14 protein-coding genes are annotated in these 16,067 nt (G+C 64.3%); 5 read left to right on the top strand and 9 right to left on the bottom strand.

All coding sequences use genetic code 11. The annotated features are described in order from the left end of the window. The first annotated feature begins 641 nt into the window (after positions 1 to 641). Genes NL241_RS20205 through NL241_RS20195 form a run of 3 tightly spaced genes read left to right on the top strand, consistent with a single transcriptional unit; the run spans position 642 to position 2,786 of the window. Positions 642 to 1,052, top strand: coding sequence for a helix-turn-helix domain-containing protein (locus NL241_RS20205; protein WP_487696332.1), 411 nt, complete (start codon positions 642 to 644; stop codon positions 1,050 to 1,052). Then, positions 1,049 to 2,275 (top strand): hypothetical protein, encoded by a 1,227-nt coding sequence (locus NL241_RS20200; protein ID WP_494394854.1) that lies wholly within the window; start codon positions 1,049 to 1,051, stop codon positions 2,273 to 2,275. The genes NL241_RS20205 and NL241_RS20200 overlap by 4 nt, the downstream gene beginning before the upstream one ends. Positions 2,276 to 2,303: 28 nt before the next feature. Continuing rightward, positions 2,304 to 2,786: a winged helix-turn-helix transcriptional regulator gene (locus NL241_RS20195; protein WP_494394853.1), complete on the top strand. Its 483-nt coding sequence runs from the start codon at positions 2,304 to 2,306 to the stop codon at positions 2,784 to 2,786. 791 nt (positions 2,787 to 3,577) lie between these two features. Here the strand turns inward: NL241_RS20195 and NL241_RS20190 are convergent. Then, positions 3,578 to 4,105: a DUF4383 domain-containing protein gene (locus tag NL241_RS20190; RefSeq protein ID WP_494394852.1), complete on the bottom strand. Its 528-nt coding sequence runs from the start codon at positions 4,103 to 4,105 to the stop codon at positions 3,578 to 3,580. An 824-nt stretch (positions 4,106 to 4,929) separates the two neighbouring features. Beyond that, complete coding sequence (locus tag NL241_RS20185; protein ID WP_487696304.1) at positions 4,930 to 5,613, bottom strand: TetR/AcrR family transcriptional regulator; 684 nt, start codon at positions 5,611 to 5,613, stop codon at positions 4,930 to 4,932. A 151-nt stretch (positions 5,614 to 5,764) separates the two neighbouring features. On the opposite strand from NL241_RS20185, the gene NL241_RS20180 reads away from it, so the two are divergent. Next, on the top strand, positions 5,765 to 6,922 hold the full coding sequence (locus tag NL241_RS20180; RefSeq protein ID WP_494394851.1) for an acyl-CoA dehydrogenase: 1,158 nt from the start codon (positions 5,765 to 5,767) through the stop codon (positions 6,920 to 6,922). Positions 6,923 to 6,982: 60 nt separating this feature from the next. On the opposite strand, the gene NL241_RS20175 is transcribed toward NL241_RS20180, so the two are convergent. The 5 genes from NL241_RS20175 to NL241_RS20155 form a co-directional block, all read right to left on the bottom strand. Beyond that, complete coding sequence (locus tag NL241_RS20175; protein WP_494394850.1) at positions 6,983 to 7,690, bottom strand: DJ-1/PfpI family protein; 708 nt, start codon at positions 7,688 to 7,690, stop codon at positions 6,983 to 6,985. 101 nt (positions 7,691 to 7,791) lie between these two features. Further along, positions 7,792 to 8,637, bottom strand: a complete 846-nt coding sequence (gene thiD, locus NL241_RS20170) for a bifunctional hydroxymethylpyrimidine kinase/phosphomethylpyrimidine kinase (RefSeq protein WP_494394849.1) — start codon at positions 8,635 to 8,637, stop codon at positions 7,792 to 7,794. Positions 8,638 to 8,650: 13 nt separating this feature from the next. Next, positions 8,651 to 8,872: a hypothetical protein gene (locus NL241_RS20165; RefSeq protein ID WP_494394848.1), complete on the bottom strand. Its 222-nt coding sequence runs from the start codon at positions 8,870 to 8,872 to the stop codon at positions 8,651 to 8,653. Between the two features lie 700 nt (positions 8,873 to 9,572). Beyond that, positions 9,573 to 10,685, bottom strand: coding sequence for a DUF7159 family protein (locus NL241_RS20160; protein ID WP_494394847.1), 1,113 nt, complete (start codon positions 10,683 to 10,685; stop codon positions 9,573 to 9,575). A gap of 112 nt (positions 10,686 to 10,797) precedes the next feature. Continuing rightward, entirely contained in the window at positions 10,798 to 11,148 is a 351-nt protein-coding gene (locus NL241_RS20155; protein WP_494394846.1) for a hypothetical protein, read from the bottom strand. A gap of 775 nt (positions 11,149 to 11,923) precedes the next feature. Between NL241_RS20155 and NL241_RS20150 the strand changes: the two genes are divergently transcribed. Beyond that, positions 11,924 to 12,421 carry a DUF6653 family protein gene (locus NL241_RS20150; RefSeq protein WP_494394845.1) on the top strand — a complete coding sequence of 166 codons (498 nt, stop codon included), beginning with the start codon at positions 11,924 to 11,926 and terminating at the stop codon, positions 12,419 to 12,421. 80 nt (positions 12,422 to 12,501) lie between these two features. Here NL241_RS20150 and NL241_RS20145 read toward each other — a convergent pair whose 3' ends face one another. Together NL241_RS20145 and NL241_RS20140 are read right to left on the bottom strand one after the other, a co-directional pair. Continuing rightward, on the bottom strand, positions 12,502 to 14,433 hold the full coding sequence (locus tag NL241_RS20145; protein WP_487695285.1) for a zinc ribbon domain-containing protein: 1,932 nt from the start codon (positions 14,431 to 14,433) through the stop codon (positions 12,502 to 12,504). Continuing rightward, the gene (locus NL241_RS20140) at positions 14,433 to 16,040 is read right to left on the bottom strand and encodes a S53 family peptidase (protein ID WP_494394844.1); all 1,608 of its coding nucleotides are present in this window, start codon (positions 16,038 to 16,040) and stop codon (positions 14,433 to 14,435) included. The genes NL241_RS20145 and NL241_RS20140 overlap by 1 nt, the downstream gene beginning before the upstream one ends. Between the last annotated feature and the right edge of the window lie 27 nt (positions 16,041 to 16,067).

Genomic DNA, 16,067 nt, shown 5'->3' with positions numbered 1-16,067 from the left:
TTGACCCGCTTTCCGTCGCGAAATGCCTCCGGGTAAGAGACGTCAGTTGTGTCGTTCGCGCCGAGCCGGTTTCCCTCGGATACGCCGCAGGTGAGGCACTTCCAGCCGTCCCCATTGGGAAACAGTGCGCCGTCGGTCTTGACCAGGATCAGCTGAGGTCCGGTGAAGACGGAGTCGGCGGAGGCTCCCGCGTACGTGATCCCGGCCAGTAGATGGCGGCTGTCCCAGGTGAAGGTTCGGAGCCCGCGAATGCCGTCTCGACCGGCACTGATGCAGCCGGTGCCGTTGGCATTGGCTGCGTGATCACAGCTGCCGGCGGTCGGCGTCGGTGCCGTCGGCGGCAGAGGTAGATGCTCGATGACAACAGACGTCGGTGGAGGGCTTGTAACTGTGGCCTCGGATGTGCCTTCAGCGCGTTCGGTAGCGGTCGTCTCGATTGGTGCGCTGCAGCCTGTCAGCGTCAGGGTAAGGAGGATGAGGAGCGCGTAGCCGCGGCGCGCTGTGGTGGCAATTGACATGAGAAGCGGCAATACCTTTCGGTTGTCGAGTTGATCAGGCCGTCGCCGGCTGGTTGGACGGGGCGGGCACAAAACCAAAGATACATTGAAAAAAATGCATTTTTAGTGAGCTATAGTCACGGGGTGGACCGCCAACGAATGCACTTGCTCGGCAAGCGGCTGATCGCACTGTCCCGTCAGGTCGATCTAGAGCCGCAGGATGCGATGTCCAATCCAGCGGAACGCCTGGTGCTCGGCGACGTTGCGCTGTACCCGCGCAGCGCGATCGGCGATATCGTTGGGCGGACTGGTTTCACCCAAGGCTACGTCTCGAAGTGTGTAGCGGGATTGAGTGATCAAGGCCTGGTCACGACCGTCATCGACGAAGATGACCGGCGCCGCACCCTGGTGGAGCCGACCGCCAAGCTGACGAGGGCAATCGCTCGGCGCACCCTCCCGCTCGACGAGCTGGTCGCCGGCGCCATACCAGTGGGCAAGGACCCCAAAGGCGTCATCGCGCTGCTCGACGAACTCGCCGATCTGTTTATTCCGTGATCAGGGTCGGTCTGAGCCTGGTCATGCTGGCGGCCACGATCGGCTGCAGCACACCACTGCCGCGTGCATGCGCGGCGTCCGATGAAGGAACGGCGATGGTGATAACCGGCGACTGTGTGGATGAAGAGTACGAACGGCCAGTGATCGACATCGAAATCGAAGCCTCTGAACCTGTTGCACATCAGAAGATTTCGGGGCACTTCACCGGCACGGACGTTCGTTTCAACATCTATCTGCCGCCCCAGGAGCAATGGCAGGGCCGATTCTTTCAGAGTGTCTACCCGCTTTACGACGAGAACGCCACCGATCGGGCGATCACGTTCGCCGCCACCAACGGCGGGTATGTAGTCCAGACCAGCAGCAGCGGGGGATACCGCGCAGACGCAGCAGCCGCGAAGCTCTCACGCGAAATTGCACAACGCCATTACGGGACATCACAACATATCTACGGATACATCTGGGGTGGCAGCGGGGGGTCGTACCAAACCGTTGGTGCTCTCGAAAACACCACGGGCGTATGGGATGGTGGTGTGCCCTACATCGTGGGAGACCCCAGTTCGATTCCCAACAACTTCTTCATCCGTGTGTTGGCGCGCCTGATCCTGCGCGACAAGGCACCGTTGATTGCCGACGCAGTGGCCCCCGGTGGTCATGGCGACCCTTATGGCTCCCTCGACGAAGCCGAGCGTGTCGTGCTACGCGAGGTCACCGCAATCGGGGTCCCACTGCGGGCGTGGGAGGACTACCGCTACCTTCTTGGTCTAGACGCTGCCGACGGTTTGCTGGGTTTTGCCGACCAGGTCAGGCTGGCGGATCCGACCTATAGCGAAGACTTCTGGACGCAACCGGGATACCTCGGAACCGAGAGTTCGCCGCTGGGTCAACGGATCAGAGACCTTCGTCTTGACCGCGAGGTCACCATCGACCGGGTCGAGGTCCTCGACGGCGGTTCGGACGTTGAGCTCATGGTGGCCGGACTGCCCAACACCGGCTACGCCGGGATAGTGGATATCGACGTCCCGTCTGTCGAGGGGTCGTCGGTGCGGGGGACCCTCGATTCAGGCACCGGTTCGATGACCGTTTCCTCCGTGGCCGGGGACAAGCTGCACCGGGGTATGCGCATTCGGGTTGATAACAACTGGTACTTGGCATTCACGCGCGATCTCCTCAGTTCGGTGCCACCTCTGGCTGTGTCTGTTGCTAGTCAGACCCTAGGGGTCTGACTTTACTGATGGCAAGTCAGCTGTCACCATGGTGGCTATGTCCTCGATAACACTCACTGGCCGGCTCAGCGACCGCGATGCCTGGTCGGCGGACGGCTGCTCCGTCGCGGCGGCGCTGGATGTCGTCGGCAGGCGCGCCAGCCTGTTGCTCTTGCGTGAGGCGTTCTACGGCGCGCACCGCTTCGACGAATTCTCGCGGAGGGCCAAGCTCAGCGAGAAGATCACCGCCGCCCGGCTGAGGGAGCTCGTCGAGGAGGGTTTGCTAGAGAAGCGGCCCTACCACGAACCCGGCCAACGCGGGAGGGAGGCTTACCACCTCACCGAGAAGGGCGAGGACTTCCTACCCGCGCTGCTGGCACTCATGCGATGGGGGGACCGCTGGGTTCGTGCCGACGGAGGAAAAGTGAAGATGGCGCACTCCGTGTGTGGGGAACCCGTTGAGGTGGAGATTCGTTGTGGTGCAGATCATTCCGTATCGGTCGCGGATATCGAGGCCGCACCACGAAGGTGAGGTGTCAACTCTTGGACAACGTGCTGCAGTGCGTACGCCCCGCCACGCGATCGCCCGCGAAAGGCGCCTCGCGTGCCAGAGGATGCGTTTTGTGTGAAGGCTGACTGGCTGCCAGGGGCGCATGGACCTCGCGACGCGGCTATGGGTGCAGGGACGCTTGCTGAAGCTCGTGAGGCCGACACGTCGGGATCGGCCGGATAAGTTCTGGTGTCGGCACGAGACTCCGGTCCAAGGCAACTCCCTGCAGGTGGCATCGACGGTGGCATGGCTGAGCTGGCCGATGTGGTCGGTCCGCTGCGCGATTGGCGTTGAGATCATTACCGGCGACGGGTAACGCGAGTCGCCTTCCCGCATCGCTCATGCGGGCTCTGCGCAACCAATCATCCGCCCACACTCAAGCTCCGCGTATGCCAGCACGAAACACGGTGACCGAAGCCGCGGTGAATCGATATCAACATCCGAGACCACCAGCCGAGCCCTCGAACGTTGCGGGCCGGAGGTGAAGCGGCCTAACCCTGTGAGCTGGCGCCCTCGACCACCAATCTCCCAGACGAGGGTCGACCAAAGGTACCGAACGGAAAAGATTGTGCTGCAACAACGGTGACCTCCAACCGGCAATCAAGACCGTGCTGATTGGTCGCCATACAAGACTGGTGGTAGCGCTCGACGCGTCGAGGTCGATGAGAGCTGAACTGATACTCAGGGGATCAGGATGGTCGCGCCGTGGGTTTTGCATCCCTCCAGAGCCCGGTGAGCGTCAGCGGCGTCTTGCGGGCGATACTCGCTGCTGCCTATTCCGTGTGACCACCTGGGTGACGTGCTGCGTTCGGCGTCTCGGGGGGTAAGCCCACCGACCGAGTCGGCTCTGCATGCCGACGGCCCAGGACGATCCCGAGCGCGAGCATCCCGGCGGCCAAACCCAGGTGCAACCAGTTGTCGGCGTTGTTCACCGGAACGAAGTTCATCGAACTGTTGTGGTCGATGACGAGTCCGTAGAGAAACAGAACCAGGTAGATCACGCCGCCGCCGATGAGGTAGGCCCGCGCCGTGTTGAACGTGCGGGCCAGCGCCACGCCAGCTACACCGAACGCAAGATGCACGATGTTGTGCAACACCGAGACATTGAAGATTCCGAACAGCGCGGCCTCAGAATGATGGCCGGCGAACGTGAGTTGGTCGTAGTTGGTTGTGATGCCGGGTATAAAACCCAGCACACCTACTAGAAGGAACACCGCGCCTACGGCGAGGGCACCCTTCTGCACAGGAGTTCGCCTGACCCCAGTGGGGGTAGGTGTCGGGACAGCGTTCGATGCAGGCATCGGTTGATTCCTTAGATGAAAGTGGGTCGACCCGGCGACGTTTCCCAGCGGCTAGAGGAATGTCCGGCGACTTGATGCGGTTACCCCGCAACTTGCCCTGCAAACGCCAGAACCAGATGTCGTCCTCGTAGGACTTTCCCTGAAACCGTTGTGCAGAGAGTAATTCGCTCTCACGAGGTCTCTAGGTGAGACCCCGGGCGTCGGCACGCGATCAACGGTTCGCCCGCGGGACAAGCCAAAAGACGGTCAACGAGTCCCGTCAGGCGCCGTAGGAAGCGGGGAGTGGGGATCGCGACACTGTCCACGAGGGCGAGGAAAACTGAGCTGCCGTGAGGGGAGAAGTATGCACAGCGCCAAGCGCGGGGCCCCGGCCTGAGGCAGTCGCCTGAGAGCCATCGCGAGTGGTGGATTGAGGAGCAGGAAGCACGCAGTGACGACCGGTTCTTGCCCCACGCACCTGCTTCGCCTTGAGGGTTCAATGGCAATGCCGGTCGGCCGCGACGTTCACCGCCACATGCACTTCTCTACTGATAACGGGGCGAGGTAGTCCTCGGCCCGGTCTCGTGACCTCGGGGTGTAAACACTGATGTCAGGCCGAGTCGCACGTTGGGCGGCACCGATTGCTGAAGGGCAGGTATCCGCGAGGCATGATGTTTCGGCCGCGGTTATTGAACCCTTCACGCGGGTTACCCGCCGTCAGGTTGACCTCACCCGCATGTCGGCAGGTCTGCCGGTGATCTAGGAAAGCCTTGTGCTGCATGCAAACTCCCGTCGTGACGAAGTGCGCACACGGACGTTGCCGCTGTTGTGCTCGAGACTGCGGGTCACGCCTTGGACGGTGGGTTGTCCGCATCGGACTCTTCCAGCGCCCGACGTAAACGCGGGACGACGGACTCGAGTGATTCCTTTGTGGAGAAGGCGATGACGGCGGTGTGAGAGTCGGCGCCCGACTGGGCGGTGGTGGCCACCTTTGCCAGTGCTTGGGCGAGTTCAGTCCGTGGCTCTGCGCATTCCCCCCGAAGCCAGCGCCGAAGGACAAAGTTGTGCGCTGACACCACGGCGTTCGCGAACAGTTCAGCACTGAGTTCTGTATTCCACCCTGCGGGCTCGGAACGCTTGAGATGTTTGGCGAACAAGCGGACGTACTGCGCCACCGTTGAAACCTCGTAATCCTTCAGTGCCGGCACCGAGCGGGTGAGCCGGTACCTTGATCGCGCGAGGTCGCCCTCTGCCAGGTAGTGGTCGAATACGTCGGTGGCCACTTCGATGACGGCGGTCTTCATGCTGGGGCCGCGCGCTTCGGACAGGGTGCGCTGAGCCCGCGCGAGCAGAGCGTCGTGGTCAGGAAACACGAGTGCTTCTTTGGATCCGAAATGACGAAAAAGCGTCGTGCGGCCTACTTGTGCACGCGCAGCAATGTCGTCGACGCTCGTCGCCGAAAATCCGCGCTCTTCGAAGAGCGCGAACGCTGCTACCACCAGGCGGTCCCGAATCGATTGCGCAGCCATAACCCGCCCTCCTACTTGCCAGGTACTCAGTACCTGTGTCATGGTACTCAGTGCCGCGGTTCAACAGGCGGCGCCACTCGCTTGCCATACGTTCAACACGCGGCTCGCCGTCGGACGCGCGCCGCCAGCACGATTCTTCGAGGAGTTTCCCATGGCCGGTAATTCGTCATTTGATTTGTTTGCGTTGCCGGAGGAGCACGACGAGTTGCGTGCGGCGATCCGGGCGCTCGCGGAGAAGGAGATCGCTCCGTATGCCGCCGATGTGGATGAGAATTCGCGGTTTCCGCAGGAGGCCCTCGACGCGTTGAACGCCTCGGGTTTCAATGCCGTGCACATCCCGGAGGAGTTCGGCGGCCAGGGCGCGGATTCGGTGGCGGCGTGCATCGTCATCGAAGAGGTGGCCCGCGTGGATGCCTCGGCGTCGCTGATCCCGGCGGTCAACAAGCTGGGCACCATGGGGCTGATCCTGCGGGGTTCGGAGGATCTGAAGAAGACGGTGCTGCCGGATCTGGTGAACGGTGCCATGGCCTCCTATGCGTTGTCTGAGCGTGAGGCGGGCAGTGATGCGGCCGGGATGCGCACGCGTGCCAAGGCCGACGGGGAGGACTGGATCCTCAATGGCACCAAGGCGTGGATCACCAATGGTGGCAAGTCGTCGTGGTACACGGTGATGGCGGTGACCGACCCGGACAAGGGCGCCAACGGCATCTCGGCGTTCGTCGTTCACAAAGACGACGAGGGGTTCACCGTCGGGCCGAAGGAGCGCAAGCTCGGGATCAAGGGTTCGCCGACCACCGAGTTGTATTTCGAGAATTGCCGGATTCCGGGGGATCGGATGATCGGGGAGCCCGGTACCGGGTTCAAGACGGCGTTGGCGACGTTGGATCACACGCGTCCGACCATTGGTGCCCAGGCGGTGGGGATTGCCCAGGGTGCGTTGGATGCGGCGATCGACTACACCAAGGGCCGCAAGCAGTTCGGCAAGTCGGTCAGTGATTTTCAGGGTGTGCAGTTCATGTTGGCCGATATGGCGATGAAGGTCGAGGCGGCTCGGCTGATGGTCTACTCGGCGGCGGCGCGGGCTGAGCGTGGTGAGGGCAATCTGGGGTTCATCTCGGCGGCGTCGAAGTGTTTTGCCTCTGATATCGCCATGGAGGTCACCACCGATGCGGTGCAGTTGTTCGGCGGGGCCGGGTATACCGCGGACTTCCCGGTGGAGCGGATGATGCGTGATGCCAAGATCACCCAGATCTATGAGGGCACCAACCAGATCCAGCGTGTGGTGATGAGCCGCGCACTGCTGCGGTAAGACCGTCCACTTCGGACGCCGGAAAGACGGTTTGCGGTAGTTGTGACGGCCTCGGTCTTCCTATAAGAGGCCCAGCCTTGCCGCTGCCCGCCGGACTGCCGGTTCGCGCGTGCGCCGTGCATTAGCCCGGATTGCCTCCACATCGGCCGGGTCGGCGTCCGCGCCCGCCGGTGACCCGGCCTGGAACGGCGGCTTGGGGTCGTACTCGAGGGCCAGTTGGGCTCGTGTGGCGGCGGCCCGGCCGGCGACCTCGGCGGCGACCGTGAGCGCGAAGTCGATGCCGCTGGTGACCCCGCCACCGGTGAAGATGTTGCCGTCGCGGACGACACGTTCCTGAACCGGTTGCACGCCCAAGATGTCGAGCAACGGATGGGATGCCCAGTGTGTCGTCGCACGTCGGCCCTGCAGAAGCCCGGCCGCGGCGAGCACGAATGAGCCGGTGCACACACTCGTGACGAATCGTGCACCGGCGGCTTGACGTTTCACGAAGCCCAACGCGGTGTCGTCGTCGAGGAGGTCGAAGGCTCCCTGGCCGCCGGGAACCATCAGGAGGTCGGCCTGGGGCGCCTCGTCGAAGGTGGTGGTCGGCACGATGGAGAAGCCTGCATCGGTTGGAATGGGATCCAAAGTGGCCCAGGCGAGTTCGACTGTCGCGCCGGGGATTCGCGAGAACACTTGAACTGGTCCGGTCAGGTCCAGTTGCGTGACATCAGGGAAGAGGACGGCGACGATCGTTGTCGCAGCCGGCTCGGAAGCTGTAGACGACATGATGTTCTCCTGGAGGCGTTGTTGAACGAAGTGTCTGGAGACGGCAGGCGTTACCCAACCTGGCGGCATTGTGACGGTTCATATCACGAGGGCGCTGGCGCTCAGTGCGACAATCTGGCCATGCCGTTGACCGGGCCGTAGCCTCGCCCCAGCGGATATGCCGCGCGGATGCACTCGGTGACCCAGAGCTTGGCAAAACCCACTGCCTCGGGAACCGCGTAACCGTGCGCCAGCGCGGCGGTGATCGCCGCGGCAAGAGTGTCGCCGGCGCCGTGGTCGTGGCGGGTGTCCACTCGCGCCGCGGTGAATTGATGGAACTCCGCGCCGTCGAAGAGGAGGTCGGCGCTGGTCTGTGAGGTGCGCAGGTGACCGCCTTTCACGAGCGCCCAGCGCGGTCCCAGCGCGTGCAGAGCCCGGGCCGCATCGCGTTGGCTCTCGTCGTCGACGACATCGATGCCGACGAGCAGTCGTACCTCGTCGAGGTTCGGCGTGACCAGCGTGGCCAGCGGGATCAATTCATGGCGCATGTCATCGAGTGCACTGGCGTGGAGAAGGGGTTCGCCGACATTGGAGGCGCATACCGGATCGACCACCAGCGGAACAACGCCGTCGAGCCCTTCGGACCTCCAGGTAGCCACGACGGTCCTGATGATCTCGCTGGAGGCGAGCATGCCGGTCTTGGCAGCCTCGATGCCGATGTCTGACACCACGGCGCTGATCTGCCCGGCTACCACGTCAACCGGAACTTGGTGAAATGCTCTGACGCCCAATGTGTTCTGGACCGTGACGGCTGTCAATGCGGCGCATCCATGCACACCCAGCATGGCAAATGCGCGCATGTCGGCCTGCAGGCCGGCGCTGCCGCCGGAATCGGAGCCGGCGATGGTCATGACCCGGTGGGGGGTCTGTCCCAGTGCGGGCAGCGGAAGGTCGGGAGCGTCGGCCATGGGTCCGATTGTTTCAAGGATCGTTGCAGCGGTTGCGGCAGGTACCGGACTTCGGAAATCCGAAACCTGCCTGCATCGCTGGCCCCAGGTCGCCGAGCGGAAAGACGGTGCTTGCACCCCGAATCTCGCACCCTTTCCTGATCAGGCCGCTGAGCCGCGCGAGGCCCACAAACGGGCAAAGCTCATCGAACAGGAGACCGGGGTAATGCACCGTGCCGTCGGCTATCTCTTTCAAGGTGTCAGCACAAGATGACGTACTGAAAAACTAGACCTTGACCCCGCCGCCGACAGAACCCCGGTCTCGGTGATCTGCCGGGTGCTCGATATGTCCACGCGATCGTTCTGCGAATGGCGGAAGAACCAACTTCATAAGGAATCGAGACGACGCTCATCTCATCAAGATGCATATCCGGCCGTCGACGATCCGGCAATTCGGATACCGCTTCATCCACGACGATTGCCCGCACCCGAGGCGCTGAGGGCGAGAAGCGGTCGCGCGGCTGTGCTCCAGGAACGCAACCGTGGTGAACACCCAAGAAACCAGCCGTGACAAGAAAACCCGGGCGACCCTGCACGATCGCCTTCGTCGACGCCATCGCGACCTCATCGCCGGTAGAACCATTGGGCATAACGGTCGTGGCAGTCAGAATCGGTCAAGAAGTTCGGTCACCCGTTGTCGGACAATGGTTTCACCCATCGATAGGTCGGGTGAGCGCACTGGGGGGACATTGCCGCGATGGGCGTCGGAATCCGCGGCTTCGGCGTCGGTGACGGCGCGCAGGAACTGCCGCCGGTGAAGCGTATGAGGGACACAACGGCCCCTGTCCCCGGGTCCGGGAAATGACACCCCCAGAGAACCTGTGCACCAACCCGATTGGGATCGTTCGACACTGGCCGACAGCCGCCACCGGAACAGCTCGCTGTGACTGCGGCACTCAGGGCAGGGCAGCGAGAATGTTGAACGGATTCGGTGGAGGCGGTGGCGGCGCTGGCGGTGCGGGCACACCCATGACGGAGACGGGCGGCACCGGACCAGGGAGCAGTCGGGCAGACAGCGCCTCCGGGGTGAGGTGGGGTTGGCCGGCCATCGTGGTGGCCGGGGCAGGACCGGGCGTCAAAGCGGTGGCGGGCAAAGGGGCCGTTACGGGTACCGTCGTGGGCCCGGCCGACGGCGCCTCATGGGTGAGGTGGGGTTGGCGGGCTACCGGGGCGGCTTCCACCGACGCAGGCGCGGGGTCGGTCAGCGCGGTGGTGTCTGGCGTTGTCGCGACCTCTGGTTGGTCAGTGACTGTCGGGGCCGCCGCCACGACTTCGGGTTCCTCAACGACTATCGGTGCCGCCGTCGCGACACTCGGTTCGGCAGCAACTGTCGGTGGCGCCGCCACGACCGGGGGGAGTGCGAGGACGACGGGCGGGGCCGCGGCGACCTCCGGAGCGGGAGGCGGCGGCAGTGCCGCAGTGGGCGCGGCAATGACCGGGGCATCGTCCGGCGGTGGAGCTGATGCCACCGGCGTGGCGGCGTGGTCGGCTGCCTGGGGCGGTGCCGTGTCCACCAGCAAGTGCCCCGCAGCCGCTGTACCCACGGCCATGGCCACGACGCTCAACGCCACAGCCAAGGAGACCCGGCGGGCAGGCAGCCGCGAAGCGATCCGGCGCAACGGCCTGTTGTGGTCCTCGGCGGTAACGGTCCGCGCAGCACCGTACGCGAGTTCCAGAGCGGGATCGATGTAGCGGGCCGTCCGGTTCCGGCTGTACCGCGCCTCATCGGCGGAGACCAGATCGATATCGCTGAAACCCAGCGACCGTAGCTCCGACGTCAATTTCACGGCTGACCCGGCCGTGCCCTTGCTCCACGCTATTCGAATAGCGTGAATGTCCTGTTCCGTCCGGGAAGCGAGTGCCTCGACACTGGTGGCTGCTGCGTTCGCCAGGTCCTCGGACGGATCGACCTCGACGATGTCATCGGCGGCGATTGTGCCGTCCACGAGGTCGACAAGGGTCCACACCACCGTGTTCGCTGTCAGCGACAGACCTAGTAGCTTGCGCATCGCCAAACCCCTCGAGGACCGCTGGTCCCTGCCTTTTTGTGTTGCGTCAAAGTCAGAGCTAAGCACGCGGTGATGTGAGGTTCAAACCGCACAGCAAAACCTCAATGAATTCTCAATCCGGCGTGTCAGCGGAGAATGCGGGCGCGGGAAATCGATTCCCGCCGTTAATTTTTGCTGGCACTTCTGCCACCACGGCGACGCAGCGAACGTCGTCTTCACCTGTCGCTTCCTTGCGCCACCTGTTGGTGGTTCTGACCAATTTGGGTCGGTTGACGGAGGTTTCGCGCTCATGGAAAGCACTGTCCTGGCCGCCAACCTCGTTCCGGTGCGCCCCTTCTCCCGCCATGCTGTGTCGGCTCTGAGCAGAAGCCATGGCCTGCAACAAGTGTGGGCGGCAAGCATGCCGCCAAGGGAAGTGCTCGAGGGCGATGCAGTCGCCGATCACCAAGGTGAGCACGTCCATACTGACACTGGGCAGCATGGGCGTCCTCGTCGTTGGATGGCAGTCCCCGCAACCGCGAGCGGCAAATCAGATGCGGCTCATGTCGGAGTCCACATAACATTCGCCCGTCCCCTTATCCGGTCGTCGCCTGCACCAACCAGGAGCGGTGGGCGGCGCTGCCTGCAGATGGGTCCAACGCGGCGAATCCCATCAGAGATCGAACTGCCCCGATGAAAAGTCAAAAGCATCAGGGAATCCTGACGCGGGCCTGGTGCAGGTCCGCGGCGTCGAAACCGTGGTCGCTGACGGGAGAGGGCTGACCTACTTGGTCGGCGGCGCAGTTGTCGGACCGACCGTCGACTTTGATTCCGGACCAGGACGAGTATCAGGCGTCGCGGGGTTCGAGAAGCCTCAGAGCGTCCAGACCACCGTGGCTGGCTCGGCCGGCAGTATGGATCAAATTGCACTCGAGCATCGGCAGGCGCCGATCTGCTGAATGGTGTTGCAGGACAGTCGAAAAACATCGTCGACAAGTCAGCAGCTGCTGTTCGCAACTCTGGCGACCAGCGCTGGCAGGGACTGGTGAATCCGAGTCGGTCTGAGTCACAACACCGTCCGGGCGGCAGGTGCTTCGAGATCAGCATGAACCCTGCCGCGCAACAGCGGACTTTCGCCTTCGGGCTGTGTCAAAAACTGTGCCAGGACCCCAGAAGTCGTTGAGACGCCACAAATGCAACGGAAGGTCAGAAAGGGTGGCCGGTTAGCCGCAAGAGCCGACCCGGGGAGGAGTAGACAGATGGTCGTGACCATCGAGTCCAGGCTGGCGCGAGTATTCCGCCTGCAAGGCAACGCGTGGCAGCGGCACGCCAATCCCTGGAGCGTGTACACGCGTATCCCGATCCCGATCGTGCTGGTCACGGCGATCTGGTCGCGGCAGTGGCTCGGGTGGTGGTGCTTGGTCCCGGTGGGCACCGTGCTGCTCTGGACGTTCCTGAATCCGCTGGCCTTCCCGCCGCCGAAGTCGCTGAATCACTGGGCATCACGGGGGGTGCTCGGCGAGACGTACTGGTCGGCCCGAGGCGCGATGCCAATCCCGGTCCGTCATCGGGTGGCGCCGCTGGTTCTGAGTGGGCTCAGCGTGGTCGGCGTGCCGTTCATCGTGTGGGGGCTGGTCGTCTTCGACCCGTGGCTGACCGCGTTCGGTGTGGCGGTCCAGATGGCGGGCAAAGTGTGGTTCATCGACCGGATGGCACTGCTGTACGACGACATGACGGCCGACTTGCCACCCGGCTGAAACCCGGCGGCTGACATGTTGTCGCAGATCAGGGCGGTGCACGGGGCACTTTGCGCGCCGCCGGGAAGGTGCGGTACCGCTCAGCGGGGCGGGTCGCCGCGCCAGTTGAAGCTGTTGACGTACTTACCCATATCCAGTGCGAGCTGAAGGTTGGCAGCTGACGGCTTGCCGGAACCGAAGTCCGGCCCGAAGGCGCGGTACGGACCCACCGCACCCGCAATCAGGGCCAGGTCGTTCTTGACGGCGACCATCACGATGATGCGCATCCGGGTGGAACTGCTCATAGCGCCCTGCGGCCAGAGATCGGCAGCCAACCCGTATCCGTGCTGGTAGCCGACCATGGTGTTCGGGATCTCGTACGCGGTCTTGGTGTCGGGGTAGGTTTCGTTCAGCAGGTCGAAGGCAATGTCCTTCGCGCTGCGCCCGCCCGCGGGGCGGCTGAACAACTGCATGGTGCCGCCGTCACCGGCTTGCAGCACTGCAGTGACCCCGTCGGCGTGTTGGGAGACCTCGTAGGCCGACCCCTGGACCGGGTAGGACACCGAGAACGCCCCGTCGGCCGAGGTGAACCGAGGGTTTATCTCCACTGCACGGTTCATCGGCGGGCTTCCGCAATCTGGCGGACAGATGTATCTGGCCGCGGGACGCGAGATCAGTCCGGACAGGCCGACCAGCCCGCCGGCCAGCACGACGATGGTGATCCCGAGCGCGAGCGCCACCGTGCGAAACGACGTCGTCGGCGGCTTGGTTCCCTCGAACGTTCCGGACTGTGTCGAGTAGCCGGGCAGCAACCCGACGGTGATCTCTCCGGCGAGCCCCCCGCTCGCCGGTTCCTCGGTGAGCCGGGTTGGGCGATCATCGCGCCGGGTCCGGCGGGACTGCCGTGAGCACGCGCGCATGGCGGCGCCGCACCTGGCGCAGAACGGTGCATCGGGTACAACGTGATTGCACTCGATGCACAGGATGGGCTCGTCGGTGTGGACGTCGTCCTTCGCCTCGTGCAGCAGTGCCAGGTGCAGGCCGACCCGGAGCGCGAACAACGCAATCCCGGTCAACGTCAGATGCAGTACCAACTGCAACGACTGGGGAAGCCGGACGACGTCGACCATGCCCAGCGCGGCGTAGATGGCGGTCACCACGACCGCGATCAGGACGAGGGTGGCCCGGACGAAGCTGCGGTGCTGGTTGGCCTTGGCCGGCGGTCGGGTGAACCACAACGCCGTGCCGATCAGACCACCGACGGCCGCGGCGGTCAGTGGCATGGCGATTCCACGGACGCCGGCTTCGACGAGCAGCCCGTCCAGCGGACGGGCCCGGTTGATCATCCCGGTGGTGAACTGGGGTGCCAGCCGAGTCAGGGTGGCCGCCGCGGTGAACGTCACGGCGCCCAGTGCACCAATTGCGTAGCCGTCCAACGCTTCCCGCTTGCCTTGCCACGACAAGCGGGTCACCACAGCCGGAACCAGCATGAGCAGCATGCTCCCCAACGGCACCCCGATCCCGTCCCGTAGGATCCGTGCTCCGGCGATACCTGCGCCCAGCGGGACGCCATAGGCGCGGGCCATGGCGGCCCCGGTCAGTAGCGCCCACCCGACGCCCAAGATGACTCCCAGCGCCGCCGTCAACGGCAGCGTGCGGCGGGGGATATCGTGAGAGACACCGGATTCGCGCAAGTACAAGCCGAACAGCAAGGGCAGGCCGAGTGAGGCGACCGCGATCAGTGCGGCGGGCATCCGCAGGAACGTGGCGACGGCCAAGGCGGCCGCGAGCAGTCCGATGCCCATCAGGAACACCGTCCGTGAGCGCGGCGTCAGGTGCGGGAAGAGCGAACTGGTCAGTGCGGGCGCAAGCAGTCGCTGTCCGGGTGCGGCACTGAAGGCACGCGCCCGCAGCCAGTGTGGGCCGTCTCCGCTGCGGTGTTCAGCCAGCGGCATTCCGCAGAGCCCGCAGTATTGGCCTGCGGGAACGTCGACCTCGCACACCGGGCATTCCACCATGCCGGGGGCGCTCATCAGGCCTGCACTTTCTGGGCGACCTGCAGGTTGCGAACGAGATTGTCGACATCCGGGGTACCGAGCCCGGTGACCAGGTCATAACCCGGGCCGGCATTGTCGACGGCGTTGCCTCCCAACGTCACATCGCGGTAGGCGGGTCGTGGCGCTCCCTCGGCGATGCGATACAGCAGCGGATTGATATCGCCGATCAGGGTTCCGTTGTTCTCCAGCAGATACTGGTTCATCAGCGCGGTCAGACCCGCCCAGATGGGCGCCGACTGTGAGGTACCGCCGCCGATGACAACCCGCCCGTCGAGCACGAACTTCACGCCGGTGAACGGGTCGGCCACCGCGGCGACGTCCGGTGTCATGCGCTTACCGGTGTTGCGCTCGGGTGGTACCGCGCCTGCGGCGGTGCGTTGCCAAGGCGGGAGTTCGAACAGCGTCGAGACACCGCCACCGGTGCCCTGGGACAGCGGGACGTCGAACCAGGTCTGTTCAGACACCCAGTTTCCGTCCGCGTCGGTGGACAAGGTGGTGCCTCCGACGCTGGTCATCTCGGGCAACGACGCGATCGAGTCGAGGCCGACGTCCTGTTCGCTGGGCGGTGACGACCAGTCCTGTCCGCCACGGCATTCCATGCCGGCGAGGTCACCACTGGCGTTGTAGGCGGTGGTGCCGTGTGACTGGGCGGTGCGCAGCGCCGACCTGACCGGGGCCAGGTCGGCGGCGGTGATGAGTTTGTCGCAGCCCCAGCCGATCGAGAAACTCCACACCGCGCCGGGGAACTGGCGGTCGGTGTCCTCGAGCATCTGGCCGATCTTGCGATAGCCGCCGCCACCTTCGACGGTCGGGCGGGCATTGACCACGACTTTGCGGGCATCGGGTGCAATGGCGTGTGCCACTTGAAGGTCCATCGACAGCTCGCCGCGCGGTTCACCGGGCGATCCGCCGACGACCTCCGGGGTGAACTGCGGTAGGTCGAACGTGGTGGTGAAGGTGTCCAGATCGGATTGCCTGAAACCGTCGAAGGCGAAGATCACGATGGTGATTCCCTTGCCAGTGAAGCCGGCCCTGGCCAGATCGTCGGCGTTGTAGGTGGTCAGCAGCGCGTCGGGGGTGAGGCCCCGGTCGGGGATATTGAGCGGGAGGTGGTCGGGTAGCGACATGTGATGGGGCGTGTAACTGAGGATCCGACCCATTTCAGAAACTTCGGCGCGCAGGTGCTCGGGCACCGCAGGCTGGTGCGGTGAGGCGTAGAAGAGTTGGCCCATCCTTCCCCGGTAGTCACGCACGGAGACGTCGAATGCCCGCTCGACGGAATCGGGTGATCCTTCGACGAGCACCCAGTCGTCGCCGGGTCGCCACTCGACCGACAGCGACTGGTCCCGGGCCCAGTCGATCAGCGCCGTGGGGCGCGACCGGTCGGTGAGGCTTGCGGTGAACTCGATGCTCTGCTCACGCGCCGGCCCGAGATCAGTCGACGCACCCAACAGCGATGCGTAAGGGCCTTCGATGAGCTTGTCATCGGCGGGGGGCTCGGTGACGGAGAGGCCGAGGCCGACCAGCACCGCGCCGACAAGAAGGAAGGCAGTCAGTGAGCGAACGGTCGCTGTTCTTCTCATGGTCCCGGTAAGAACTGAGGGCGGGTC

It is taken from the genome of Mycolicibacterium sp. SMGY-1XX, assembly GCF_059132455.1.
Note: the sequence above shows the minus strand (reverse complement) of the source record. Positions and strands in the feature narration are given on the sequence as shown.